Genomic DNA, 25,183 nt, shown 5'->3' with positions numbered 1-25,183 from the left:
TTGCCGCGCCTGCTCGACCGTCAGACACCAGTCCACTTCATCGGTGTCGGCGGAATTGGTATGTCGGCTTTGGCAAGGATTCTCGTTGACCGCGGTCACTTCGTCAGCGGCTCAGACCAGCGTGACAATGCGACAACGCAACAGCTGAAGACCCTCGGGGTGAAGGTCTTCCGTCAGCAGGACGCCACCTGCATTGATGCCGTCACGGAAGCAACAGCCGCTGGCTCGCCGGTGGTGGTGATCAGCACAGCCATCCCGGAGAGCAATCCGGAACTGCAACGAGCCCGTCAGCAGGGGCTGGAGATCTGGCATCGCTCCGATCTACTGGCGGCTCTGATCGAGCAGCAACCCTCCATTGCAGTCGCCGGCAGCCACGGCAAGACCACCACCAGCACCTTGATCACCACCTTGCTGCTGGAGGCCGATCAGGACCCAACAGCTGTGATTGGAGGCATCGTCCCCAGCCTCGGCAGCAATGGTCACGCTGGCCAAGGGAAGCTGCTCGTGGCCGAGGCGGATGAATCCGACGGGTCCCTGGTGAAGTTCAGCCCCAGCCTGGGGGTAATCACCAACCTAGAGCTGGATCACACCGATCACTACTCCAGCCTCGACGAGCTGATCTCCACCCTGCAACGCTTCGCAGGGGGTTGCGATCGCGTGCTGGCCAATCACGACTGCCCGATCCTTCAGGAACACTTCCAGCCAACGGCCTGGTGGTCCAACCAGAGCGCCGAATCCGTTGACTTCGCCGCCCTGCCCTTGAGCCTTGAAGGCGATCGCTGCGTCGCCCGTTTCTATGAAGCCGGCCACCCCGTCGGCGACTTCACCCTGCCGATGGCCGGGCTGCACAACCTCAGCAATGCCACAGGCGCCTTGGCCGCCTGCCGCATGGAAGGTCTCCCCTTTGACCAATTGGTGGAGGGCCTCGCTGGCCTGAAGGCACCGGGCCGCCGATTTGATCTTCGGGGCACCTGGAAGGGCCGTCACATCGTTGATGACTACGCCCACCATCCCAGTGAGGTGCAGGCAACCCTGGAGATGGCACGCCTGATGGTGCGCAGTGGCCGCAGTCCGCTCCCCACAGCACCACAACGGCTCCTGGCGGTGTTCCAGCCGCACCGCTTCAGCCGCACCAAGCAGTTCCTCGATGGCTTCGCCAAAGCCCTACAGAACTGTGATCTGCTGCTGCTGGCTCCCGTCTATCCCGCAGGCGAGCAACCGCTGCAGGGCATCAGCAGCAACGTCCTGGCGGATCGGGTGCGCAAGCTGAAACCGAATCTTGAAATCGCCGTCGCAGACAACCTCGATCAACTCACCGAGCTGGTGATTCAGCACAGCCGCGAGAACGATCTTGTACTGGCCATGGGTGCTGGCGACGTGAATGGACTGTGGTCAAGGCTGACGTCATGACCCAGCAGTGTGATGCCCGCCTACCGCAGGCCCGAGTCAAACTGGCGGACTACACCACCTGGCGGGTGGGAGGAGCGGCCGAATGGCTGGCCGAACCCGCCAGCCTTGAGGAAACTCAGGCCTGGATCGAATGGGCCGCTCACCAGGGCATGCCCTGCCGCGTCATCGGCGCTGGGTCGAACCTGCTGATTCACGATGACGGCCTACCGGGGCTCTCGCTCTGTCTGCGCAAACTTCAGGGGCTGCAGCTTGATGCCACCACGGGGACCGTGGAGGTGCTCGCCGGCGAACCGATCCCGTCACTGGCAAGACGCGCTGCCCGCGCTGGATTGCATGGTCTGGAGTGGTCGGTTGGCATCCCGGGAACCGCTGGCGGTGCGGCTGTGATGAATGCAGGAGCCCAGGGAGGCTGCACAGCGGAATGGCTGGAGTCGGTGCGGGTCATGCCCATGGAAGGAGGCAACTGCTTTGAGCTGCAGCGGGATCAACTGGACTTCGCCTACCGGCACAGCCGTCTTCAATACGACAACCTCGTGGTGTTGTCGGCACGGTTCCGCTTGCAGCCCGGTCACGATCCGGATGAACTGAAGCGGGTCACCACGGCAAACCTCAGTCACCGCACCACCACGCAGCCCTACCAACAACCCAGCTGCGGCAGTGTTTTCCGCAATCCCGAACCGCTCAAGGCCGGACGGCTGATCGAAGAGCAAGGACTGAAGGGAACCCGGATCGGCGGCGCCGAAATCTCAACCGTGCATGCCAATTTCATCGTCAACACCGGTGATGCCGAGGCAAAGGACATCGCCAAGTTGATCCAGCTGGTGCAGAACCGCATCGAAGCCGAACACGGAATCCGTCTGCACCCCGAAGTGAAGCGGCTGGGATTCGCTTCGGCGGCTTAACCTTCCGGCTCCCACAGGATCGCCATGGCAGGGTTCGGACTCCCCAATTTCGGCCAGCTCACAGAAGCCTTCAAGAAGGCTCAGGAGATTCAGCAGAACGCTCAGGCCCTGCAGGACGAACTGGACGGGATGGAGATCGAAGGCAAGAGCAGCGATGGCCGCGCCAGCGTTTGGCTGTCGGGCAACCAGCAACCCCTGCGGGTACGACTGGACCCAGCCCTGCTGCAGGAGGGCCAACAGGCCAGCGAAACGGCAACCCTTGAAGCTCTGCAGGCGGCCTATGAGCAATCCACCGCCACGATGAAGGGCCGGATGGAAGAACTCACCGGTGGCCTGAATCTCAACCTCCCCGGGATGGGCGGCTGAGGCTGCTTTGCTCGATCAACGCGGCCTTGTACAGGGCATAGCGTTCCCAGTCCGTGGACACACCGCAGCCGGGCTCACCGCGATGCAGGCAGTCGCGGAAGCGACAGGGCCAGGGATCAAGTTGCTGCCGCAGCTCCGGAAAGAGAATCCCCAGTTCCTGGGGGTCATCCGGCAGATCGGGGCGGTTGAACCCGGGGGTATCAGCCACCCTCGCGCTCGGCCCCAGGGGAAACAGCTCAACGTGGCGGGTGGTGTGGCGCCCGCGCTGCAGTCGACCGGACACCGCAGCCGTACGCAGTTGAAGGTCAGGGCGCAACTGGTTCAGCAGGCTGCTCTTGCCCACCCCAGAAGGCCCACACAGCACCGACAGCTGCGCACCAGCCAAACTCTGCCTTAAAACATCAATGCCCGTTCCGGCTGCACTGGACAGCGCCAGCGGGTCATAGCCCCACCCCTTCAACCGGGTCACCAGCCGATCGAGCGCTGCACCTGAAAGAAGGTCTGTCTTGGTGAGCAGAAGAATCACCTCCAGGCCGGTCCGTTCCGCCGTCAACAGAAAGCGACTGGCCTGATCAGGGTCAAAACTGGGCTGTTCCACTGCCAACACCACAGCCACCAAGGAGACGTTGGCCACCGGTGGGCGTGTGAGAAAACTGTGGCGTGGCTCGACCTCGGCCACCACGGCACGCCCCTGGCCTGGATCAATCGCCTCGACGCGAACCCGATCGCCCACATAAACGGCTTCACCCCGATGGCTGAGCCGGGTGCGACGGGTGCAGAGCAGCCGCCCTGGGCATCCATCAGGTGCGACATCCAGCTCCACCTCCAGGTAGTTGGCCTGGAGCGCCACCACCATCCCGGATGCCACCGAACGGCCGGTGTCAGCCACCGCAGATCACCTCGATGGTGATGGCATCCGGCGTTTGATCAATGCACTCCACACGATGGCCTGCATCCCTCAGACCTGGAAGAACCATGGCCTCAGGCTCACCCCGATCGAGACAGACCTCCAGACAGTCACCGCTGCTCATCTGCTCGAGGGTGAGCTTGCAGCGAATGAAATTCACCGGACAGGGCGTTCCCCGCAGATCCAGGGAACGCCTGCTCATCCCTTCTGACCGAACAAGCGAGCGAACAGACCACTGTTGTGGTGATGGTGTTGCTTGCCGCGGGCGGAATGGTGACCCGCCAACTGCTCGAGGAGCTCCCGCTCCACATCACTGATCCGCTTCGGCAGATCCACGGTGACCGTCACGCGCTGATCGCCCCGTGCCACTGGATTCCCGAGCTTGGGAATGCCCAGGTTCGGCAGGGTGAGCACCGTGCCGGGCTGGGTGCCGGCGGGGATGTCCAGCTCCTTGCTGCCATCCACGGTTTCCACCTCAATGTTGTCGCCAAGAATCGCCTGGAGGTAGCTGACCTTGACCTCCGAGAAGATGTTCAGGCCATCCCGCTGCAAGCGCGGGTGATTGCGAACGGTGAGGAACACGTAAAGGTCACCGGACGGGCCTCCCCGGGGTCCGGCGTTGCCTTCGCCGGTCACACGCAGCCGTGTACCGGTGTCCACCCCAGCAGGGATGTTGATCCGCAGCTTCTTGCGCACCTGTTTGACACCCTGGCCACCACAGGACCCGCAGGGATCAGAAATCACTTGGCCCGTGCCTCCACAGTTGGGGCACTCGGCGACCTGAGTGAAACTGCCGAAGGGGGTCCGGGTGGCACGGCGCACCTGCCCAGCGCCGCCACAGGTGCCGCAGGTGGTGGGTCCACTGCCCGCTTTGGCACCGCTGCCGCCGCAGGTGTCGCAGGTCTCCAGATGCGGGATCTTGATCTCCTGCTCCTGACCAAACACCGCCTGCTCGAAATCAATCGTCAGGTCGTAACGAAGGTCATCCCCCTGCTGAGGGCCCTGACGCCGCGGCCGACCAGCTCCAGCACCCCCGGGTCCACCGAAGCCCTGGAAAAACGTCTCGAACAGATCCGCGAATCCGCCCATGTCCCCCATGTCGGGGGCACCGGCCGCACCACCAAGTCCGGCTTCACCGAACTGGTCATAACGGGCCCTGGTCTGAGGATCACTGAGCACCTCGTAGGCGCGGCCGATTTCCTTGAAACGGTCTTCAGCTCCCGGATCCTTGTTGATGTCGGGGTGGTACTGACGCGCCATGCGCCGATAAGCCCGCTTGAGGCTGTCGGGATCCACATCCCGGCTGACGCCGAGCAGGTCGTAGAAGTCGGCCATCAGGCCTCCTCCGCCGCCGTCTGATCCGGTGCCGCTGCGGCCTCAGCGGGCGCTGACGCTGGATCGGATGGTCCTGGACCCATCGACACCTTCACCATGGCGTGGCGCAGCACACGCCCATCGCGGTGGTAGCCGCGCTGGAGCTCCTCGCAGACCACGTCCTCAGCGAACTCGTTGCTTTCCTCCCGCAGCACGGCCTCATGCAGGTTGGGGTCGAACTCCTGGCCAACCACTTCCATCCGGGCCACCCCCTGCTGCTTCAGCACCTCCACCAGTTGCTTGTACAGACCCTGGTAACTGCGATGCAGCGCCTGGGCTTCCTCACCTTCAGGATTCAGCTGCTGACGGGCCCGCTCGAAGTTGTCGACGACAGGGAGAATCTCCGTGAGGGTCGAGCAGACCAGCTGCTGACGCATGTCCTCCTGGTCGCGGCTCTGGCGCTTGCGGAAGTTGTCGAAATCCGCCGCAATGCGCATGTATTGGCTGTTGAGCGTCTCGTGCTCCTGCTTCAACGCGCTCAACTCCTGCTCGAGCTGCTGCATCCGATCGGCCGGATCCACCGCTGCAGAAGCCTGTTCAGACGTTGCCTCGGGCGCATCAGGAGCGGACTCCGGCGTGGCTGGAGCAGTACCGGACTCAACGGTCTGGTCCTGCTCTGGGGTGGAGGCGTCGCCGCTCATGCTGACCGCTCAGGAATTTCTGTCTAGACATGTTGAAGGCCAACGCTTACCTCCCACAAGCTGCGGAAGCCCGCACCTCGGTCGCCATTCATGACTCTGACGCTGCCCACCCCCGATGCCGGCGACACGGCACGGCAGCGTTTCGCCCTTGAATTGCTGTTGCAGCAACCGGTTCCAGGCCCAGAGCAACTGCTGGCAAGCCGCAACCTGCTCAGCAACACCCTTCCGGACGTCAGCCCGGATCAATGGCGGGCATTGCAGGCCATGCCGATCGCAATCGATGCTGACCACCTGGACATTGCGATCCCCAGCCAGTGGCGAGACCAGGAATGGCAACACCTGATCGATCAGCTGCCGGACCAACACGGCACGAGCCGCCTTTACCCCGCCATCGAAGCGGATCTGCAGCGGGCCTTGGCCAAAGAAACGGACCAACCACCAACAGAACAAAATCCGCCAGCCACAGAACAGTCGAGCAACCCTGCTCAGGCAGAGACAGCAAGCACTCTCGATCTGAATGCTGAGTCGTTTCTCCACGGCTTCAGCCCCGATGAGGTGCTGGAGAGCGAGGAAGACAGCGACGCCCAACTGGCCCGGGATGCCATTGATCTTGAGGCCAGCCTCAACGATGCAGAAGCCTCGCCTGTGGTGACGCTGGTGGACCGAATCCTGCTGCAGGCGATGTCAGTGGGGGCCAGTGACATCCACGTGGAGCCACAGCAGAAGGGGTTGCGTCTGCGTTTCCGCCAGGACGGTGTGCTCCAGCAATACGTGGAGCCGCTCCCCAGTCGCCTGGTTCCTGCGGTGACATCCCGCTTCAAGATCCTGGCGGATCTCGACATTGCCGAACGACGCCAGGCCCAGGACGGCCGCATTCGTCGCAAATACCGCGACCGGGTGATCGATTTCCGCGTCAACACCCTGCCCAGTCGCTTCGGGGAGAAGGTCTGTCTGCGCCTGCTGGACAGTGGAGCGACCCAACTGGGGCTGGACAAGCTGATCGACGATCCCGATGCCCTGGCCCTGGTGCGGGAGCTGGGGTCCAAACCCTTTGGAATGATCCTGGTCACCGGACCAACGCGGGCTCCGGCAAGTCGACCACCCTCTATTCACTTCTCGCCGAGCGCAACGATCCGGGCATCAACATCTCCACGGTGGAGGACCCGATCGAATACACCCTTCCGGGCATCACCCAGTGCCAGGTGAACCGAGACAAGGGCTTCGATTTCGCCACGGCTCTGCGGGCCTTCATGCGCCAGGACCCGGACGTTCTGCTGGTGGGAGAAACCCGTGATGATCGTGGTGGTGGGAGGGATCGTCGGATCAATCCTGATGGCGATGTACCTGCCGATGTTCAGCGTGTTTGATCAGATCCAGTGAGCACTCCAGCGATGGCCTGGCCCGCCAACCAACCGCCGCTCCAGCAAGCCTGAAAATTAAAACCGCCGGTCACCCCGTCCACATCCAGCAGTTCACCCGCCAGGTAAAGACCGGGGCAGCGGCGGCTCTCCATCGTGGCCAGGTTGACCTCCCCCAAGGCGACACCGCCGGCGGTGACGAACTCCTCCCCAAAGGGTCCACGTCCCTGGATCGGCACACTCTGCGCACAGAGCAGCTCCACCAATCGACGCTCCGCCTTGATCGGCAGATCCGCCCAACGGCGCTCTGGCTCCACACCAGCCATGGTCAAAAAGGCTTGCCACAACCGCCGCGGCAGATGTTCGAAGGGCTTCGCTGCTGAAAGGGTTCGCCTGGCCTGCTCCTGTCGCCATTGCTGAAACCGCTCGGTCAGCCCCGACCGTCCCAACCCAGCACTCCAATCCAACTTCAGCTCACCCCTGTAGCGGTTCTGATGCAGAGCCCTGGCGGCAAAGGCTGAGAGGCGCAACGTGGCGGGTCCACTCAGACCGCGATGGGTGATCAGCACCCGCCCGGTCTGGCGGAAGCGCTGATCGCCCAGCTTGAGATCAAGGCCCACATCGTCGATGGCAATGCCACTGCAGGCCGCCAGGGCCGGTGCCTGCAGGGCAAGGCTGAACAGCGACGGCACCGGCGGCACCACCTGGTGGCCGAGGGCTGCCGCCAGGTTTCGGCCACTGGGATGCCCACCCGTGGCCAGCATCAAGCAGCCCCCATGCAAAGGCTCGAGGCCGCGGCCCTCGAGCACAAACCCCCCCTCGGGGTGAACACGCACCTGCTGGACCATCACCTTCGTGCGCAGCTGGACACCCGACGCCCTTGCCGCCTTCTGCAGGCACTGAATCACGGCCTCAGAACGGTTCTGCTGTGGAAACATCCGTCCATCAGGTTCCTCCACCAGCGTGAGCCCATGCTCGTCAAACCAGGCGATCGCATCGCCGCAGGCGAAGCGACTGAAGGGCCCCCGCAGGGGTCGACTGCCACGGGGGTAATGGGTCGCCAGTTCACGGGGGTCCCAGCAGGCATGGGTCACATTGCAGCGACCGCCACCGCTGATGCGCACCTTCTGGAGGGGCTCAGGGGTGCCTTCCAGCACCAGCACCCGCCGAACCCCCTGCTCAGCTGCAGTGATCGCCGCCATGTATCCGGCAGGACCACCGCCAACAACAATCAGATCAAACGGGCTGGAAGCGGAGGGCGACACCGTTGTTGCAGAAGCGCTTGCCGGTGGGTCGCGGTCCGTCATTGAACACGTGGCCCTGGTGCCCACCACAACGGCTGCAGTGGTATTCCGTGCGCGGCAGGATCAGTTTGAAATCTACTTTCGTGGCGATGGCTCCATCCAGGGGCTGCCAGAAGCTGGGCCAGCCGGTGCCGCTATCGAATTTGGCCTCCGACGAAAACAAGGCTGCATCACAACCAGCGCAGTGATAGGTGCCGGAACGCTTCTCCCCATTGAGCGGACTGGTGAAGGGACGTTCCGTTCCCTCATTGCGCAACACGTCATAGGCCTGGGGAGACAACCGCTCACGCCACTGGTCGGCATTGAGATCCCACGAGGGATCGCCAGCTTTTGATGCGGCCAGCACAGGCTGAGGTCTCCAGAGACTGCCAAACACCCCTGCCATTGCCGCCAACAGCAACGATCGACGGGACAGAACAGCGGCACTCAAGCTCATCGGTGCTGAAGCGGGAATCTCGGGCGGTTCTAATGGATTGATGACTGCCTCCGGATCCACCGCTGCCTACCGCTTCAGTGTGGCCCCAATGCTGGATTGCACCGACCGCCACTTCCGGGTGCTGATGCGGCAGATCAGCCGCAGGGCCCTGCTCTACAGCGAAATGGTGGTGGCCCAGGCGCTGCACCACAGCAAGCGACGCAACAAGCTGCTGGACTTCGATCCTGTGGAGCATCCGATCGCCCTGCAGGTGGGGGGGGACGACCCAGCCCTGCTGGCCGAAGCGGCACGACTGGCGCAGGGCTGGGGCTACGACGAGATCAACCTCAATGTGGGTTGCCCCAGCCAGAAGGTGCAGGCCGGAAATTTCGGAGCCTGCCTGATGGCGGAACCGGATCTGGTTGCCCGCTGCGTGGAAGCCATGGTGGACGCAGGGGGACTCCCCGTGACCGTGAAGCATCGGATCGGCATTGACGATCTGGACAGCGATGCGCTGCTGACGAACTTCGTGGATCGGGTGGCGCTGGCAGGGGCCAGCCGCTTCGCTGTTCATGCCCGTAAGGCCTGGCTGGAGGGCCTTGATCCCAAGCAGAACCGGACGATTCCTCCGCTGCAGCATGAGCGCGTGGTGGCGCTGAAGCAACGCCGCCCCGACCTGGTGATTGAACTCAACGGGGGGCTGGAATCCCCTGAAGACTGCCTTCAGGCACTGGAAGGATGCGATGGCGCCATGGTGGGCCGAGCGGCCTACAGCCATCCCCTGCGCTGGACCAGCGTCGATGCGCTCATTTTTGGAGAGGAATCACGCCAGATCCTGGCGTCAGACGTTGTGAACGGACTGCTTCCCCATGCGGCCGCTCATCTGGAGCGAGGAGGACGAATCTGGGACCTCTGCCGTCACCTGGTGCAACTGGTGGAAGGCGTCCGGGGTGCACGGCACTGGCGCCGGGAGCTGGGGGAGAAAGCCCAGCGCCCCGGGGCCGATCTGGATGTGCTGCTCAATGCCGGGCAGCAGCTCAAGGACGCAGGGCTCTGATCAACGGCTGAGGTCAGCCCTCAGCTCCGCCGTAACCGGAATAGTCATCGCCACCGCCACTGGACGATCCACGGCGACGACGGCTGCGCCCTTCGTCGTAGGCATTGCCCTCCCCAGCGTTATCGCGGGCGCCATAGCTGCGGTCTTCCCAGCCCCGTGCACCGGAAGGACGATCACCGCCGCCACCGCCGTAGCCGCCACCACCACCGCGATAACCGCCACCGCCACCGCCACCACCGCCGCCGTAGCCACCACCACCGCCGCCGTAGCCACCACCGCCGCCACCGCCATAACCGCCGCCGCCACGACGGGGGGCGCTGCCGCGGGGCTCCGCTTTGTTGATCCGCAGAGGACGGCCCATCAGTTCGGCACCCTGCAGCCCCTCAATCGCTGCCTCTTCGGTGGACTCATCGGCCATCTCAATGAAGGCAAAACCACGCTTGCGGCCTGTATCCCGCTCGAGGGGCAGCGCGCAGTTGGTCACTTCACCGAACTGGGCAAACAGTTCGATCACATCTTCCTGCTCAGCGCGGAAGGGAAGGTTGCCGACAAAAATGCTCACGTTTTGCGTGGACCGGGTACGAAACAGTGGACCGATGAGGCCTTGAACATTGCCATCGGGCCATGACTCCGGAACGAAGTGACATACCTCTGGCTGATTAAGCGTAGACCCGGTTATGGGTGAGAGTCATCCCACCGGCTGAGTTCCGTTGAAACGATGTAACCAGCGCTGAAGCTGTTCATCAACACGCTCAAATCCTGTCCCCCCTTCACTGCGACGGGCGGCCACAACAGCACGGGGAGCCAAGGCGTCATGCAGATCCGCCTCAAAGGCCGGGTGGAGTTCCTTCCAGGCACTCAGATCAAGGTCCCGCAACAGACATCCCTGCTCCAGACAGCGCCGGACGACAGCACCGACCAATTGATAAGCCTCGCGAAATGGAACACCGCGAGACACCAGATAGTCAGCAACATCCGTTGCGTTGGAGAAATCCTGCTCCACCGCTTCATTGAGGCGCCCGACCCTGAAATCAAGGCCTTCCTCAAACAAAATCGCCATCGCCTCAACACAATCACGGGTTGTGCGGAAGGCATCAAACAGCGCCTCCTTGTCTTCCTGAAAATCCTTGTTGTAGGCCAGAGGAAGACCCTTGATCATGGTCAGCAATCCCTGGAGATGTCCGAAGACCCGTCCGGTCTTGCCCCGAACCAACTCAGGCACATCGGGATTCTTCTTCTGAGGCATCAGGCTGCTGCCCGTGGCACAGCGGTCGCTGAGCCGCACGAAGCCGAATTCCTCGGACGCCCAGGCGATCACCTCTTCCGCCAGACGGCTGAGGTGCACCATCACCAAGGAGGCGGCAGCGGAGAACTCAACGCAGAAATCGCGGTCACTGACCGCATCGAGGCTGTTGGCATAAACCTCTGAAAAACCGAGCTCCTTCGCGGTGCGCTGGCGATCAATCGGAACCGGCGTACCCGCCAGGGCGGCAGCGCCAAGCGGGCAGATGTTCACGCGTTTCCGCACATCCTGAAGTCGCTCACGGTCGCGCTCAAGCATCTCGACATAGGCGAGCAGGTGATGGGCGAGACAGAGCGGCTGAGCCCGCTGCAGGTGGGTGTACCCAGGAATCATGGTGCGGCGATGGCGATCCGCCTGGGTCAGCAACGCCCCCTGCAACCGCTGCAGATCATGATCCAAGCCATCCAACCGTCGCCGCAGCCAGAGGCGGAGGTCAGTCCCAACCTGATCGTTGCGGCTGCGTCCGGTGTGCAACTTCTTGCCCACGGGACCAAGCAAGGCAATCAGCCGGCGTTCCACGGCGAAATGAACGTCCTCATCTGCCAGGCCGGGCTGGAAACTGCCGGATGCCGCCTCAGCACGAACGGTCTCCAGACCCTCCACCAGCTGCTCAGCCTCCGCTTCCGTGATCACTCCCACGCTGGCGAGCATCCGGGCATGGGCGATCGACCCATCGAGATCCTCCTGAAGAAGGGTCAGGTCAAAACCGATGGAGGCGTTGAACGCCTCGATGAAGGGATGCAGACCCTGCTCAAAACGATCGCTCCAAGTGCCCGCAGCACCACCGGTCACCCCACCAGCCATCAATTCATCCGTCGATTTCCTCAGCTTGTCAGGCGATTGACCGTCCCTGCACACTCGGCAACGTGACCGCCTCCGGAACTTTCAGCACCACGAGCGAGGCGTCGTCCTCCAGCTGACGATCCGGACCAACAAAACGGTCCAAGCGTTCAAACAGGCTTTCAAGTATTCCCTGCGCCCCCTGACCACTGCGGCAGGCCGTTTCAAGGGCACGAATCAGCCGCGCTTCATCGAAGCGATCGCCCGTGATCCCCGGTGCTTCAGTGACACCGTCTGTGTAATAGAGCAACACGTCTCCCGGTTCGAGGCGAATCTCGCCAAGGGCGAACTCAGCTTCGGGTTGCAGACCGATCAGCAGCCCAGCCGCATCGAGCCGCATGATCACCCGTCGCTCGGCACGCCAAAGCAGGGGCGGGTTGTGGGCCGCATTGGCATAACGCAGCCGCAGCGTGCGCGGATCCAGGTCGGAATAAAACAGCGTCACGAACCGGTGCGACTGCGCCAGGTCTTCCTGCGCCAGCTGGTTGAGATCGTGGAGAATCCGATCCGGTGGCAGACCGCTGAGAACCTCCGCGCGCAGCATCCCGCGCAGCAACGTCATCAGCAAACCAGCGGGCACGCCCTTGCCCATGACATCACCCATCACCAGGGCCCAACGACCGCGCTCACGGCGTCGACCGATGAGTTCCGGTCGGGTGGGAATGAAGTCGTAGTAGTCACCGCCCACCTGAAATGCAGGCCGACAGCGTGCGGCCAGATCAACCCCCTCGATCACGGGGCAACGATCCGGCAACAACTGGGCCTGAATCTCTGCACCGATGCTGAGTTGCCGATCCACCCGCTCATGGCGGCGGGCATCCTGCAGCATCTGGTCGTTTTCAATCGCAACACCAGCAAGATCCGCCACCAACTGAACGTGCCGACGGTGCACCTCTGTCCAGACCATCGAGCCGTTGCGGGCATACACGTAAAGGCGGCCGCGCGTCCGACCACGGGCCGTCAGAGACGTGGCAAACAAAGCAGCTTTGGGAAGGCAGCGTTGCACCAGCCGGTCAAGCGCCAACAGCTGCTGATCGTCGCTGCCGAAGCCCACAGCAGAGCCGGGTTCAAAGGCTGCCAAACGCCGCAACAGATCCTGGGACGGCTCAGCTGGACTCCCCTGCAGCTGATCACGCCAGAGGCGACCATCCGACTGAAACGGAACAAGCAAGGCCCCCTCAACACCCACCAGACGCGAGGCCACGACAGGCACAAGCTCAAGAAAGCGCTGGAGGTTGGTGAAGCTGCGGAGGGCAAACCCCAGGGAGACCAACAGATCCTGATTACGGCGCTGCTCACTGCTGAGGCTGTCAAACAGCTGTCGCAACGAAGCCATGGCCTCGGGCGAGGGGTTCCCGATCCGCTGCGCAGAACTGGGATGTCGTCCGGGCGGCTTGCTGCTCAACCTCGCACCCCCAGGGTCCGCAAGGTAGCAACGCATCAGCGTCCAGCCAGCAGAGCCTCAACGAATTCAAAACTGTTGAAGGGGCGCAAGTCACGAATCCCTTCCCCAGCGCCGATGAAACGAATCGGCAATCCGGCCTCAGACGACACCGCCAGCGCGACACCGCCACGGGCCGTGCCATCGAGTTTGGTGATCACAACGCCGGTGAGACCGGCCGCCTGGGCAAAGGCCATGGCCTGGCGAAGCCCGTTCTGACCCTGACTGGCATCAAGAACCAGCAGGGATTCAACCTTCGCCTCCGGCGCCAAACGGTCGATGATCTTTCTGACTTTTTGGAGTTCCTCCATCAGGTTGTGCTTGGTCTGCAAGCGTCCGGCGGTATCCACCAACAGCAGATCAGAGTTCCGCGAGCGAGCGGCACCAATCGCGTCGAAGACAACGGCAGCGGGGTCGGCATTGCTGCTGGGGTTGGACACCACCGGAACATCACTGCGCTCTCCCCAGACCTCAACCTGCTGGACTGCTGCAGCCCGGAAGGTGTCGGCGGCCGCGATCAGAGCTGAATAGCCGCTACGAACAGCAAGGTTGGCAAGTTTTCCAAGGGTGGTCGTCTTACCAACCCCATTCACCCCCACCATCAACCAGATGTTGAGGCGATCCCGTTCGGGCGCCAGAAGAGGCACACCACTGGCCTGGATCGGGGCATCCAACAGGCCACGCAGCTGTTCCTTGAGGAACCGAATCCCCTCCGCAGGATCGACCACCTCCTCATTCATCCGCTGTCGCAGGGCATCCAGCACCTGATCGGTGGCCTGGACGCCAGCGTCCGCCCTCAGCAGGAGGGTTTCGAGATCATCGAGAACCTCCGGCGTCAGCGGATCGTCACCGAGATTCTCCAGAAGGCTGGTGACAAAGCCCTGACGGGTCTTTTCAAGACCGCGGCGCAGCCGACCCAACCAATCGATTTCCTCGAGGGAAACCTGATCAACGCGACGGCCCTGGGCTGCAAGCACCTCAGCAGACCAGGTGAAATCCTGATCAAAATCACCCAACTGAGGCTCTTCTGAGTCGACAGCTGGCGCAGGGGTGGGAGCCGGCGTGGGTGCAGGGGGAGCCTCGAGAGCCCGTTCATCCAGATCCTGCTGTCGCTGCTGGCGTTGAGCCGCGGCCTGCTCCAGCAGCGACAGTCCGGGGGCTGGCGCCGGAGCCGGCGTCGGTAAGGGTGCTGGAGACGGGGTTGGTAGCGGTGCCGGTCCTGGTGTTGGGGTTGGTGAAGGTGAAGGCGCTGGTTCTGGACTGGGCGCAGGGGTGGACTCGGGGGCCGCTTCGGCAACAGAGGCCGCAGCCTGTTGTTGAGCCTTAAGCCGGGCATAGGCCTCGCGAGCCCAAACCAGAGCCTCATCCTCTTCCTCACTGGCTGCAGGAGCTGGAGTCGGCTCCGGCGCTGCTGAGACGGGAGCATCAGTCCCACCAGCCGTCGGTTCCGGCGTCTGCGCGGGGGTGGGCGTCGGCTCCGGCGTCGGTGACTCCTCAGCCTGTCGTTCGAACCAGTTGAACACCATCAGGCCGATGCTTTCGATTGAGCGTCATGGAAGCGACGCAACACACCATTGATCATCCGGCGACCCTGCTCATCGCTGTAACGGTTGGCCAACTCAACCGCCTCGTTGAACGCCACCGGAGCCGGAGTACGAAGGCTTTCCAGGTCAACGACAGCCAACCGGAGGATGTCCCGATCAATCCGCGGAAGCCGGGTCAGTCTCCAGCCCTCCATCACCTGATCCAACCGTTTGTCGATGCCTTCGCGCTGGGTGAGCACCTTCTGAACCCGCTCCATAGCGCCGCGGCGAATCTGCTCCTGGTCGCCAAGCAACAGCAGACGAGGCAACTCAAGACTGGCGGACAAACCATTCAGCACTTGTTCAGCGGAACTCAAAGAGGTGCGCAGATGGGTGCGGACGGTGTCATGGGTTCCTGATTCGCCCTGCTGTAGCTCGCTGTCCAGCAGGGACTGCTGCGCCTGATCGAGCTCTGCAGCACTGGCATCAAGCGACTCACGCCAGTGCTGGGTGAGGGTGTCGAGAGCCTGGTCCAGGATCGAATCAAGGGCCAGGTCAGCAACTGAGACTGACTTCTGTTCCGGCACCTGACCAAGCACCAGCAAGGCCAGCTCGCGTGTAAGGGATCGTGTGGCCATGACTCAGCTGGAAGGAGATGCAGAAGCCCGTAACTGGGCCATGAGGCTGGAGAAACTCCGATTCACTGGAGCTTCACGATCATCGGGGTTGACGATGCCGGCCGAAATGATCGTTCGGAAAGCTTCTTCAACGCTGATCTCAAGCTCTCGGACGGATCCAGCTGGAACAAGGGTGTACCAACCGGTGGTGGGATTCGGAGCGGTGGGAATGAACACACTCAAAAGAGGCTCCTTCAGATCGGATTGAAGGGAAGGCCCCACCTCCCCAGTGACAAAACCAACGCTGAACAATCCCTCCCGTGGGTACTCAACGAGAACAACACGACGGAAGCGGGAGGAATTGTCGCGGAAAAAGGTCTCAAGCAGCTGCTTCAGCGTCTTGTAGACCGATCCAGCCAGGGGAATCCGGCTCAAGGTGCCTTCACCGAACTCCAACAGCCAGCGACCCACGATGTTTCGGGCCATCAAGCCGATCAGAAGGATGCCCATCAGAGGCACCGTGAGACCGAGAGCCAGATTGATCAGATCCTGAAGCAGTGGATTCAGGGTGATGAACGGATTGAACTGCTTCGGTATCGAGGTCAGGAACGCCAGAACAAAGCGACTGACGATCGTTGACAGCCAAATCGTTGTCGCCAGCGGGATGACCACCAGCAACCCTGCAATCAGGTCGTTTTTCAGATCCTGCCGAAGCCTTGCGGACAGCGGCAGATCAGGTCTGGGATTGGACTGGACCAAGGAGCTACTGCGCCCAGCTTTGAGTGAAGTCTGACCAACCTAACCAGCGATCAGAGCACTGCCGTGAACGCAAGGAGCGCAAACGCAATCGCAAGAACCACAGCCGTGATGGTTCCACCGATGAACCGCTGCTGGGATTCACGGGCCTGGCCGGCCTCAACAGTCTTGAGTTGGGCTTCCATCTGGGCGATCTGATCGTCCACCATCTTTTGAGCCGCCCGCAGCTTGTCGTCCTCGGTGGCATCGGCAGCGAGTTGACCGGCCTGGGCCAGCTGCTCACCAAGGGAGGTGACCTGCGCTGCATCGGCACGGAAGGCTCGGGCATCCTTCAGCGCTTCGCGGCCCAGTTCCAGATTGCGCTGACGGGCCATGTCACCCGCACCCCCATCCAGAGACATGGGCACGGCAATCACCATGCCGAGGGCCAACAGCGCAGAAAGGACGGCGATCAGCAGACGCAAAGGAGTGCGCTGCTGATGGGGATGATCCAGCCGTGATCCGACCAGGCAGATCAACAAACCGGCAAATCCCAGAGGAGCAAGGGCAACAAGCGGTCCGGTGACCTGCGGGCGTGGAGCATCAGCACCCCAGTCGACACCGACAAGAACAGCCAGCATCTGCAGGACGAGGATCACCACGAGGGTCAAACCAAGCCAGCGCAGCAAGGGAGCAACCCGTCCTGTCTCAGTGCCGGTCACATAGAAGATGCTGATAAGCGCCCAACCTTAAGGTCGATGCAAGGGCATGTCACCGATCAACAAACTCGTTTAAGCGAGGCTCTGAAGCGCCGCGCCGCTGAGGAAGGGTTCAATCCCGTTGGCATTGCCAGAATCCCGGGAAGCCCACGGCTGCAGCTGCGCACCAAAGCTCTGCAGCGCTGGTTGGACCATGGCCATCAAGCTGACATGGCCTGGATGGCCGCCCCCCGTCGGAGAGACCCCAGGCTGCTGTTGGACGGAGCCAACAGCCTTCTCGCCGTTGGCCTCAACTATTACGTCGACGCTCAAGCCTCCCCCGGCTCCCTCAAAGTCGCCCGCTACGGCTGGGGGCGGGACTATCACCGGGTTGTGGATCAACGGCTGCGACGAATCGGTCGCTGGCTTACGGAACAACGGCCCGACTGCGGCTGGCGCGCCTGTGTTGACGCCACACCGCTGCTGGACAAGGCCTGGGCTGAGGAAGCCGGCCTGGGCTGGATCGGCAAGCACAGCAACCTGATTCACCCCGAACGGGGCTCCTGGATGGTGATCGGCCATCTGCTGACAACGGAGCCCTTGGACGCCGACCCACCAGCCCGCAGCCTCTGTGGACGCTGCACTGCCTGCATCGATGCCTGCCCCACGCATGCGATCCGCGAACCTTTTGTGGTGGATGCAAGACGGTGCCTGGCCTTTCACACAATCGAAAACCGTGAGGACGACTTACCGAAGAACATTCGCGCCGCCCTTGGACCGTGGGTGGCGGGCTGTGACATCTGCCAGGACGTCTGCCCCTGGAACCATCGAAGCTTGCCCCAAAGCAATGATCCCGAGGTGCAGCCACGCCGATGGCTGCTGAATCTGCATAAGGAGCAGATCCAGAGCTGGGACGACAGCGCCTGGGACCAAAACCTGCGGGGATCGGCGTTGCGACGGATCAAACCCTGGATGTGGCGTCGCAACGCCGCTGCAGCACAACCGGATCCCACACCTACGCTTTAGCGACTCCACTCTCGCTCCAGTGCTGCGTCGAATTGGCTTGCGTCGAACGCTGGCGGCTGCACTGGTCGTTCTGGGGGGTTGGTTCGGCGCCCCGGCAGCCAACGCCCTGATCCCCTACGTCTATCTGCCTACCGAAGCGGAACTCAAGGGCTCATCGATCGGCATCGGTCGGACCGCTGCACAGCTGCTTCAGCTGGGACAAGCCAAGGACGCAGCACGACTGGCGGCTCTGGCGGTGCGGCTCAACCCCAATGACGAACGATTCTGGTCGATCCTTGCGGAAGCTCAACTGCGCAACAATGACCTCAAGGACGCAAGCCGATCTCTGGCCCGGGCCAAGCAGCTGAATCCTGAAAAAGCCGGCTTGTGGTTCGCCGAAGCAGCGATCGCCCTGCGGGCAGAGCGACCGGACCATGCCGTTCCCTTGATTACCCGCGGACTCCAATTGGATCCGAACAACGCTTCGGCCTATTTCGACCTCGGCAACGCCAGGATCATGCAGGGCGAACTCCATCTGGCCCTGAAGTCGTTCGAACAAGCCACGGCCCTGAAGCCGGAGTTCTGGGAAGCCCTGAACAACCAGGCCCTGGTGCTTTTTGAGATGGGCCAGCGGCAGGAAGCCGTGCGGCGTTGGCGCCGGGTGTTGAAGCTGGAGACCAACGCAGAACCGATGCTGGCCCTGGCCGCAGCGCTGCATCAACAAGGTGAGCAGACCGAGGCGATCCAGCTGGCATCCACAGCATTGGCCAAGAACCCCAACTACGTTCTGCCCCTGCATCAAGCCGAACAGCTTTGGGGTGTGCGCATCCGTGAGGCGACGGCAGAATTGCTGAGCGAGCCGCAGCTCACCAACAGCGTGGAACGAGCCCAAGCCAACGCAACGTGGAAGAAAAGCCAGTGATCATCTGTAGGCTGAGCGCCTTCCGGTCGGAGAGCGACAGACCGAATGGCTGAGGAGCGCGTAGAACCGATCGCCCTGCATCAGGAGATGCAGCGCTCCTACCTCGAATACGCGATGAGCGTGATCGTGGGTCGGGCGTTGCCCGATGCCCGCGATGGTCTCAAACCCGTCCAGCGGCGGATTCTGTACGCGATGCAGGAACTGGGGCTCACCCCAGACCGTCCCTATCGGAAATGCGCGAGGGTTGTTGGAGACGTCCTCGGCAAATACCACCCCCACGGTGATCAAGCCGTTTACGACGCCTTGGTGCGGCTTGTTCAGAGCTTCTCCAGCCGTCATCCACTGCTCGACGGCCATGGCAATTTCGGCTCGGTGGATGACGACCCACCGGCGGCCATGCGGTACACCGAAACCCGCCTGGCGCCGATCTCTCACCAGGCGATGCTGGAGGAGATCGGTGAGGACACGGTTGATTTCGCACCGAACTTCGATGGGTCCCAGCAGGAACCCACCGTTCTTCCAGCCCAGCTTCCCTTCCTGCTGCTGAACGGCTGCTCCGGCATCGCCGTTGGCATGGCCACCAGCATTCCCCCGCACAACCTGGGAGAGGTTGTGGATGGCCTGATCGACCTGATCCGCAAACCGGAGCTGAGTGACGAAAAACTGATGGAGCTGATCCCAGGGCCCGACTTCCCCACAGGCGGTGAAGTGCTGATCAGCTCAGGCCTGCGGGACACCTACCTGCATGGACGCGGCAGCATCCCGATGCGCGGCGTGGCCCACACCGAAGAAGTGCAACCGGGCAAAGGGCGCCACAAACGCAATGCCGTGGTCGTCACCGAATTGCCGTACCAGCTCAGCAAGGCCGGCTGGATCGAAAAACTGGCGGAGTCCGTCAACGACGGAAAAATCGGCGGAATTGCAGACATCCGCGATGAAAGCGATCGCGAAGGCATGCGTGTGGTGGTGGAGCTGCGTCGCGATGCAGATCCCGAGAAGGTGCTGAAGGATCTGCAACGGCGAACGGCACTGCAGAGCAACTTCGGAGCCATCCTTCTCGCCCTGGTGGATGGACAACCCCAGCAACTGTCGCTGCGCCAACTGCTGCAGACCTTCCTCGATTTCAGGGAACTGACCCTGATCCGGCGCACCAGCCATGCCCTGCGCAAGACCGAAGATCGGCTTGAGGTGGTGGAAGGACTGATCACAGCCCTGAGCAACCTTCAGGCTGTGATCGCCATGATTCAGGAGGCGAATGACGCCGCCTCAGCCCGCGCCAGCCTGATGGTGCGCCTCGAGCTCAGCGAACGGCAGGCGGATGCGGTGTTGGCCATGCCCCTGAGGCGCCTGACCGGACTCGAACAGGAAAGCCTGCGCCAGGAGCTGGATGAGCTTCGAGCGGAACGTCAACGCCTGAAGTTGCTCCTGGACAACCGGGATCAGCTGCTGGACGCGATGGTGACAGAGCTCAAGGCGTTGAAAAAACACTTCAGCACCCCGCGGCGAACCCGCCTGGTGGAGGGCGGTGATGCCCTGATGGCCGAACGGGCAGCCAGCCAACGGCCGAACACGGAACTGCTGCGTCAGCAGGCCCTGGCTGCACTTCCCGGAGATGGACGGGTGCTGATCCAGGCCGATGGCCAAGTGAAGATCGTCACCCCCCAGGTGCTGGGCCGACTGCACCTCAATGATCCTTGCCCCATTGGTGATGCACCATCTCCGGCACGGGTGATCCTGCCGATCGAGCCACCACCACGACTGTTGGCAGTAAGTGCGGGGGGACGCATCGCCCAGGTGCGCTGGGAATTTGCTGGACAGCAACCCGGCCCGATTGACCGATTCCTGCCCACGGGCCTCGACGGGGACCCCATCGTTTCGCTGCTGTCGCTGCCCAGCCAGAACATCGACGACCTGAGTCTGGGCTTGCTCAGCAGCGATGGACGCTTTAAGCGGCTCCCCCTCAGCGAAGTGGTGGACCTTTCCGGTCGAGCCACCAGCGTTCTCAAGTTAAAAGAGGGAGTCGAGCTCAACAGTGCAGTGATCTGCCGCGATCAGGGAACACTGATGCTGATCAGCGACATCGGTCGCCTGCTGCGACTGCGAGTCACTGAAGATTCACTTCCGTTGATGGGTCGATTGGCACAGGGACCCATGACCATGCGATTGCTCCCCGGGGAACAGATGGTTGGAGCCGTATGCACGGAACAGACACCACTGATGTTGATCACCAAACAGGGGGTAATCGTGCGAATCGACTGCTCAGGCCTGCGCTACAACCAGCGGGGCGATCTCGGCAGCATGGCGGTACAGATTGATGCGGAATCGGATCGCCTGGTGGGCATCAGCACTGGACCCGGTCTTGTTGGTGTGCGCACCAGCAAGGATCGTCACGGGCGCTTGGATCCGGACAACATCAAGATCTCAAAATCCGGAGATAAACCCACGCAGCAGGCGTCTCTTCAAAAGGGAGAGGCCATCGTTGATGTGATTAACGCGATTCAATCGAATTCCTAACCCCCGATCAGGAGCGGCAATTCTGCTCCAGCCACTGGAAATAATCTTCGTCGATTCCGCCGGTCACATAGTGGCCGTCGAAACAAGACATTTCGAGATCCTTGATCTCAGTGTTTTCAACAATGCTTTCCAGCAGATTCTCAACGGTCTGATAAACAACATGATCAGCCCCGAGAACATCTGAGATCTGATCACTGGTTCGACCGTGGGCAAGGAGCTCCGCACGGGTTGGCATGTTGATCCCATAAACATTGGGGTAGCGAACCGGTGGAGCAGCCGACGTGAACGTCACCTTGTTGGCTCCAGCGCTGCGTGCCATCTGAACAATCTCGCGGGATGTTGTTCCACGAACAATCGAATCGTCGACAATCAGAACATTCTTCCCGGCGAATTCAGTTCCGAGAGCATTGAGCTTCTGCCGCACTGATTTCTTCCTTTCAGCTTGACCCGGCATGATGAAAGTGCGGCCGACATAACGGTTTTTGTAAAACCCTTCTCGATACTCAAGACCCAATTGCTTGGCCACCTGCATCGCCGAAGGTCTTGCTGAATCAGGAATCGGCATCACAACATCAATATCACCAGAAGGCAATGTTTCAGCAATGGTCTTAGCCAGACGATCACCCATTCGTAAGCGCGACTCATACACGGAAATGCCGTTCATAACGGAATCCGGCCGCGCCAAATACACGTACTCAAAAGCACAGGGAATCAAGCGGGGAGACTCAGCACACTGACGCTGGTGCAAGTTCGAATCAGCGTCGATGAACACCGCCTCACCGGGATCAACATCGCGAACGATCTCATAGCCACTGTTTTCAATCACCAGCGATTCACTGGCGACAATCCACTCCTCACGACCCTGGTCAGACAACCGCCTGCCGAGAATCAGGGGACGAATTCCGTAGGGATCCCGGAAGGCCAGCATTCCGTGGCCCGCAATCAAAGCGATCGCCGCGTAGGAGCCCTGAACGCGGTGATGGAGTGACGCCACCGCATCAAACAACTGATCCGGTGTCAGATCACGTCCTGTGAGTTGAGATTGAATCTCCGTGGCCAACACATTGACCAGCATCTCCGTATCGCTGGTGGAATTGGTGTGACGACGATCAATCTTGAACAGATCTTGCTCAAGCTGAAGGGTGTTGGTGAGATTGCCGTTGTGAACGAAAGTGATGCCATAGGGGGCATTCACATAAAACGGCTGAACTTCCTCTTCTGACGCAGCAGCACCACGGGTGGCATAACGAACGTGGCCAATCCCGGCATTTCCCAGCAGCTTTCGCATGTCTCTTGTGCGAAAGGCTTCACGCACACGTCCCCTTTGTTTGTGCACATGGAAGGTGTGATTGTCCATCGTGACAATCCCTGCCGAATCCTGACCGCGGTGCTGAAGCAGAAGCAGATTGTCGTAGATCTGTTGGTTGACCGAGTCAACACAGAACATTCCGATAATGCCGCACATGATGAATCCGAAGTCAGAGAGATAAGGAAGAGAAACGACCGTCAGGCAACGCCTGACTCAATCACTCCGAATGCATCCTTCGGGGCAACGCATCACGGAAAACAGCAGCACAGCGTTGCACCTCAAGATCGAGCTGAACAGCCGATTCGGATCGGATCACCAGTCGAGACTCCGCGGTCACGCTGCCCAGCTGGGTGACACAAAGCGCTGGATTGGATCCGATCAACTGCTCCCATGCAGGGAGGGATGCTGCATTCACCGACACAATCACCCGGCTGCCGCCTTCAGCGAACAGAACCCGCTCCAGGCGCGCTGAGCCTGTTAACAAGGTCACGCTGATGCCCAGATCAGAGGCGATGCAGGATTCAGCCAACGCCACGACCAAGCCGCCATCACTGCAATCGTGAGCGGAGGCCAACAAACCTTGAGCAATGGCCTCACGCACCAAATGCCCCACCGCTGCTTCGACGGCAAGATCGGGCTTGGGCGGTCGTCCGGCCAAGGAGCCAAGGGTCTGCTGCTGATAGGCACTGCCGGCCAAACCAAGGCTGGGATCGGCACCATCCTCCGGCGGAACACCGATGAGGAAGATCGCATCGCCGGGCTGTTGCCAGGCCAAGCCAGTCACACGGCTGATGTCATCCACACCACCAACCATGCCGATCACCGGCGTGGGGTGAATCGGTTGCATCGTGCCGTCATCCTGTTTGGTCTCGTTGTAGAGCGAGACATTGCCGCCAGTGACAGGGGTGTTGAGGGCACGGCAGGCATCGGAGATCCCACGGCAGGCCATGGCCAGCTGCCAGAAGCCCTTGGGTGTCTCCGGTGAGGGGAAATTGAGGTTGTCGGTCACCGCTAGAGGCTCCGCCCCCACACAACTCAGGTTGCGTGCCGCTTCGGCAACGGCCGCCTGAGCGCCGCGTTCGGGATCCAGGGCAACCCAACGGTTGGGGCAATCCACCGTGGCGGCAACACCTCGATTGGCTGCAGCCATGGATCCATCGCCTTGCTGAGGTCTGAGACGCACCACAGCGGCATCAGCAGCTCCAGACGAGACCACGGTGTTGGCCAGCACCTGCTGGTCGTACTGACGGTGAACCCACTGCTTGCTTGCAATGGTGGGGTCATCCAGAAGCTGCAGCAGTGCTGCCGCGGCATCGCTCAGCTCCGGAAGCTCCTGCTCGGTCCAGCTCCAGAGCGCCTGAAGGTCTGCCGGGGGCTCCTGCAACAGGGCATGTTTTTCGATTGGGGTGTCGTCGGCAAGAGCCGTGGCCGGCACCTCAGCGGCGACGGCACCGTGATGCAACACCCGCACAATCGGTTCCTGGAGCACCTTGCCCACAACCGCCGCCTGCAAGCCCCAGCGACGGAAGCGCTGCATCAAGGCGTCCTCCCGGCCGGCCTTCACCACGAACAACATCCGTTCCTGGGATTCCGACAACAGGAACTCGTAAGCCGTCATCCCGGTTTCACGAGCCGGAACACGGTCCAGATCCAGTTCCACCCCCAGGCCCCCTTTGGCCGCCATTTCCGAACAGCTGCAGGTGAGACCAGCGGCACCCATGTCCTGCGCTGCCACCACATCACCACTGGCGAAGGCCTCAAGGCAGGCTTCGATCAGCCCTTTCTCCAGAAACGGATCGCCCACTTGAACGGCGGGGCGATCGTCCAAGGAATCGGCACTGAGCTCAGCACTGGCAAAGCTGGCTCCCCCCATGCCGTCCCGACCGGTGGTGCTGCCCACGTACACCACAGGATTGCAGACGCCGATCGCACCGGATTTGACGATCTCCTCGGTCTCCATCAGGCCAAGGGCCATGGCATTCACCAGCGGATTGCCGGAATAGGAGGGATCAAAAGCCACCTCGCCACCCACCGTCGGCACCCCAACACAGTTGCCGTAATGGGCAATGCCGGCCACAACGCCTTCCATCAGGCCAACGTTGGCGGGATCCTCAAGAGGACCGAAGCGCAGAGCGTTCAGCAGCGCGATCGGACGGGCCCCCATCGTGAAGATGTCACGCAGGATGCCGCCCACCCCTGTGGCTGCCCCCTGAAAGGGTTCGACGGCGGAGGGGTGGTTGTGGCTTTCGATCTTGAAGGCCAACCGATGGCCCCCACCGAGATCCACCACACCAGCGTTTTCACCGGGTCCCACAAGAATGCGTGGTCCCTCCGTGGGGAAGCCACTCAGGAGAGGCCGGGAATTGCGATAACAGCAGTGTTCGGACCACATCACGCCGAACATGCCCAGTTCGGCTCGATTCGGCTCGCGGCCGAGACGCCGACAGATCTCATCCCAGTCACTGGGCTTGAGCCCTTCCTGCTTCAGGGCTGCAGCTATGTCGTACGCAGGGGAGGAAACCACGAATCGCGGAGCACCTCC

The 25,183-nt window shown here is 61.8% G+C and carries 22 protein-coding genes and 1 pseudogene; 8 read left to right on the top strand and 15 right to left on the bottom strand.

The features are described from left to right. Genes murC through DXY04_RS03795 form a run of 3 tightly spaced genes read left to right on the top strand, consistent with a single transcriptional unit; the run spans position 1 to position 2,678 of the window. Positions 1–1,410 (top strand): UDP-N-acetylmuramate--L-alanine ligase, encoded by a 1,410-nt coding sequence (gene murC / locus DXY04_RS03805; protein ID WP_115161044.1) that lies wholly within the window; start codon positions 1–3, stop codon positions 1,408–1,410. Beyond that, complete coding sequence (gene murB, locus DXY04_RS03800) at positions 1,407–2,312, top strand: UDP-N-acetylmuramate dehydrogenase (RefSeq protein ID WP_115161043.1); 906 nt, start codon at positions 1,407–1,409, stop codon at positions 2,310–2,312. Before murC ends, murB begins: the two co-directional genes overlap by 4 nt. 24 nt (positions 2,313–2,336) lie before the next feature. Then, on the top strand, positions 2,337–2,678 hold the full coding sequence (locus DXY04_RS03795; protein ID WP_011363068.1) for a YbaB/EbfC family nucleoid-associated protein: 342 nt from the start codon (positions 2,337–2,339) through the stop codon (positions 2,676–2,678). Here DXY04_RS03795 and rsgA read toward each other — a convergent pair. Genes rsgA through grpE form a run of 4 tightly spaced genes read right to left on the bottom strand, consistent with a single transcriptional unit; the run spans position 2,653 to position 5,600 of the window. Then, a complete protein-coding gene (rsgA, locus tag DXY04_RS03790) occupies positions 2,653–3,534 on the bottom strand; it encodes a ribosome small subunit-dependent GTPase A (protein ID WP_170951344.1) in 882 nt (293 codons plus the stop codon). The genes DXY04_RS03795 and rsgA overlap by 26 nt on opposite strands. Positions 3,535–3,559: 25 nt before the next feature. Further along, positions 3,560–3,787 carry a sulfurtransferase TusA family protein gene (locus DXY04_RS03785; RefSeq protein WP_114988831.1) on the bottom strand — a complete coding sequence of 76 codons (228 nt, stop codon included), beginning with the start codon at positions 3,785–3,787 and terminating at the stop codon, positions 3,560–3,562. Next, positions 3,784–4,920, bottom strand: a complete 1,137-nt coding sequence (gene dnaJ / locus DXY04_RS03780; protein ID WP_115161041.1) for a molecular chaperone DnaJ — start codon at positions 4,918–4,920, stop codon at positions 3,784–3,786. The genes DXY04_RS03785 and dnaJ overlap by 4 nt, the downstream gene beginning before the upstream one ends. Continuing rightward, positions 4,920–5,600 carry a nucleotide exchange factor GrpE gene (grpE, locus tag DXY04_RS03775; RefSeq protein ID WP_115161040.1) on the bottom strand — a complete coding sequence of 227 codons (681 nt, stop codon included), beginning with the start codon at positions 5,598–5,600 and terminating at the stop codon, positions 4,920–4,922. The genes dnaJ and grpE overlap by 1 nt, the downstream gene beginning before the upstream one ends. On the opposite strand from grpE, the pseudogene DXY04_RS03770 reads away from it, so the two are divergent. Beyond that, positions 5,599–6,895: pseudogene (locus DXY04_RS03770) on the top strand (GspE/PulE family protein); the annotation flags it as partial. The gene grpE and the pseudogene DXY04_RS03770 overlap by 2 nt on opposite strands. 59 nt (positions 6,896–6,954) lie before the next feature. On the opposite strand, the gene DXY04_RS03765 reads toward DXY04_RS03770, so the two are convergent. Next, a complete protein-coding gene (locus tag DXY04_RS03765) occupies positions 6,955–8,223 on the bottom strand; it encodes an NAD(P)/FAD-dependent oxidoreductase (RefSeq protein ID WP_115161039.1) in 1,269 nt (422 codons plus the stop codon). Next, positions 8,195–8,698, bottom strand: coding sequence for a peptide-methionine (R)-S-oxide reductase MsrB (gene msrB / locus DXY04_RS03760; protein ID WP_115161038.1), 504 nt, complete (start codon positions 8,696–8,698; stop codon positions 8,195–8,197). Before msrB ends, DXY04_RS03765 begins: the two co-directional genes overlap by 29 nt. A 40-nt stretch (positions 8,699–8,738) precedes the next feature. Between msrB and dusA the strand changes: the two genes are divergently transcribed. Next, positions 8,739–9,734 carry a tRNA dihydrouridine(20/20a) synthase DusA gene (gene dusA / locus DXY04_RS03755; protein ID WP_115161037.1) on the top strand — a complete coding sequence of 332 codons (996 nt, stop codon included), beginning with the start codon at positions 8,739–8,741 and terminating at the stop codon, positions 9,732–9,734. 13 nt (positions 9,735–9,747) lie between these two features. Here the strand turns inward: dusA and DXY04_RS03750 are convergent, their stop codons facing one another. The 7 genes from DXY04_RS03750 to DXY04_RS03720 form a co-directional block, all read right to left on the bottom strand. Next, complete coding sequence (locus DXY04_RS03750; protein WP_115161036.1) at positions 9,748–10,296, bottom strand: RNA-binding protein; 549 nt, start codon at positions 10,294–10,296, stop codon at positions 9,748–9,750. 126 nt (positions 10,297–10,422) lie between these two features. After that, the gene (gene argH / locus DXY04_RS03745) at positions 10,423–11,841 is read right to left on the bottom strand and encodes an argininosuccinate lyase (RefSeq protein WP_115161265.1); all 1,419 of its coding nucleotides are present in this window, start codon (positions 11,839–11,841) and stop codon (positions 10,423–10,425) included. Between the two features lie 28 nt (positions 11,842–11,869). After that, on the bottom strand, positions 11,870–13,282 hold the full coding sequence (locus DXY04_RS03740; protein ID WP_115161266.1) for a PP2C family protein-serine/threonine phosphatase: 1,413 nt from the start codon (positions 13,280–13,282) through the stop codon (positions 11,870–11,872). A 35-nt stretch (positions 13,283–13,317) separates the two neighbouring features. Continuing rightward, the gene (gene ftsY / locus DXY04_RS03735) at positions 13,318–14,844 is read right to left on the bottom strand and encodes a signal recognition particle-docking protein FtsY (protein WP_115161035.1); all 1,527 of its coding nucleotides are present in this window, start codon (positions 14,842–14,844) and stop codon (positions 13,318–13,320) included. Next, positions 14,844–15,479 carry a transcription antitermination factor NusB gene (gene nusB / locus DXY04_RS03730; protein WP_115161034.1) on the bottom strand — a complete coding sequence of 212 codons (636 nt, stop codon included), beginning with the start codon at positions 15,477–15,479 and terminating at the stop codon, positions 14,844–14,846. The genes ftsY and nusB overlap by 1 nt, the downstream gene beginning before the upstream one ends. A gap of 3 nt (positions 15,480–15,482) precedes the next feature. Beyond that, the gene (locus tag DXY04_RS03725) at positions 15,483–16,217 is read right to left on the bottom strand and encodes a DUF502 domain-containing protein (protein WP_006849770.1); all 735 of its coding nucleotides are present in this window, start codon (positions 16,215–16,217) and stop codon (positions 15,483–15,485) included. A gap of 50 nt (positions 16,218–16,267) precedes the next feature. Further along, a complete protein-coding gene (locus DXY04_RS03720) occupies positions 16,268–16,915 on the bottom strand; it encodes an HpsJ family protein (RefSeq protein WP_115161033.1) in 648 nt (215 codons plus the stop codon). A gap of 36 nt (positions 16,916–16,951) precedes the next feature. Between DXY04_RS03720 and queG the strand changes: the two genes are divergently transcribed. The 3 genes from queG to DXY04_RS03705 are packed head-to-tail and all read left to right on the top strand — an operon-like array spanning position 16,952 to position 21,332. Then, positions 16,952–17,917 carry a tRNA epoxyqueuosine(34) reductase QueG gene (gene queG / locus DXY04_RS03715; RefSeq protein ID WP_115161032.1) on the top strand — a complete coding sequence of 322 codons (966 nt, stop codon included), beginning with the start codon at positions 16,952–16,954 and terminating at the stop codon, positions 17,915–17,917. Between the two features lie 37 nt (positions 17,918–17,954). Next, positions 17,955–18,818, top strand: coding sequence for a tetratricopeptide repeat protein (locus DXY04_RS03710; protein ID WP_244278559.1), 864 nt, complete (start codon positions 17,955–17,957; stop codon positions 18,816–18,818). Positions 18,819–18,863: 45 nt separating this feature from the next. Further along, complete coding sequence (locus DXY04_RS03705) at positions 18,864–21,332, top strand: DNA topoisomerase (ATP-hydrolyzing) subunit A (RefSeq protein ID WP_115161030.1); 2,469 nt, start codon at positions 18,864–18,866, stop codon at positions 21,330–21,332. Between the two features lie 7 nt (positions 21,333–21,339). Here DXY04_RS03705 and purF read toward each other — a convergent pair whose 3' ends face one another. Together purF and purL are read right to left on the bottom strand one after the other, a co-directional pair. After that, positions 21,340–22,797: an amidophosphoribosyltransferase gene (gene purF / locus DXY04_RS03700; RefSeq protein ID WP_115161029.1), complete on the bottom strand. Its 1,458-nt coding sequence runs from the start codon at positions 22,795–22,797 to the stop codon at positions 21,340–21,342. Between the two features lie 61 nt (positions 22,798–22,858). After that, positions 22,859–25,165: a phosphoribosylformylglycinamidine synthase subunit PurL gene (gene purL / locus DXY04_RS03695; RefSeq protein ID WP_115161028.1), complete on the bottom strand. Its 2,307-nt coding sequence runs from the start codon at positions 25,163–25,165 to the stop codon at positions 22,859–22,861. Between the last annotated feature and the right edge of the window lie 18 nt (positions 25,166–25,183).

Source organism: Synechococcus sp. UW86 (assembly GCF_900474085.1).
Lineage (GTDB): Bacteria > Cyanobacteriota > Cyanobacteriia > PCC-6307 > Cyanobiaceae > Parasynechococcus.
The sequence above is the reverse complement of the archived record's forward strand: the minus strand, read 5'-3'. Positions and strand labels throughout refer to the sequence as shown.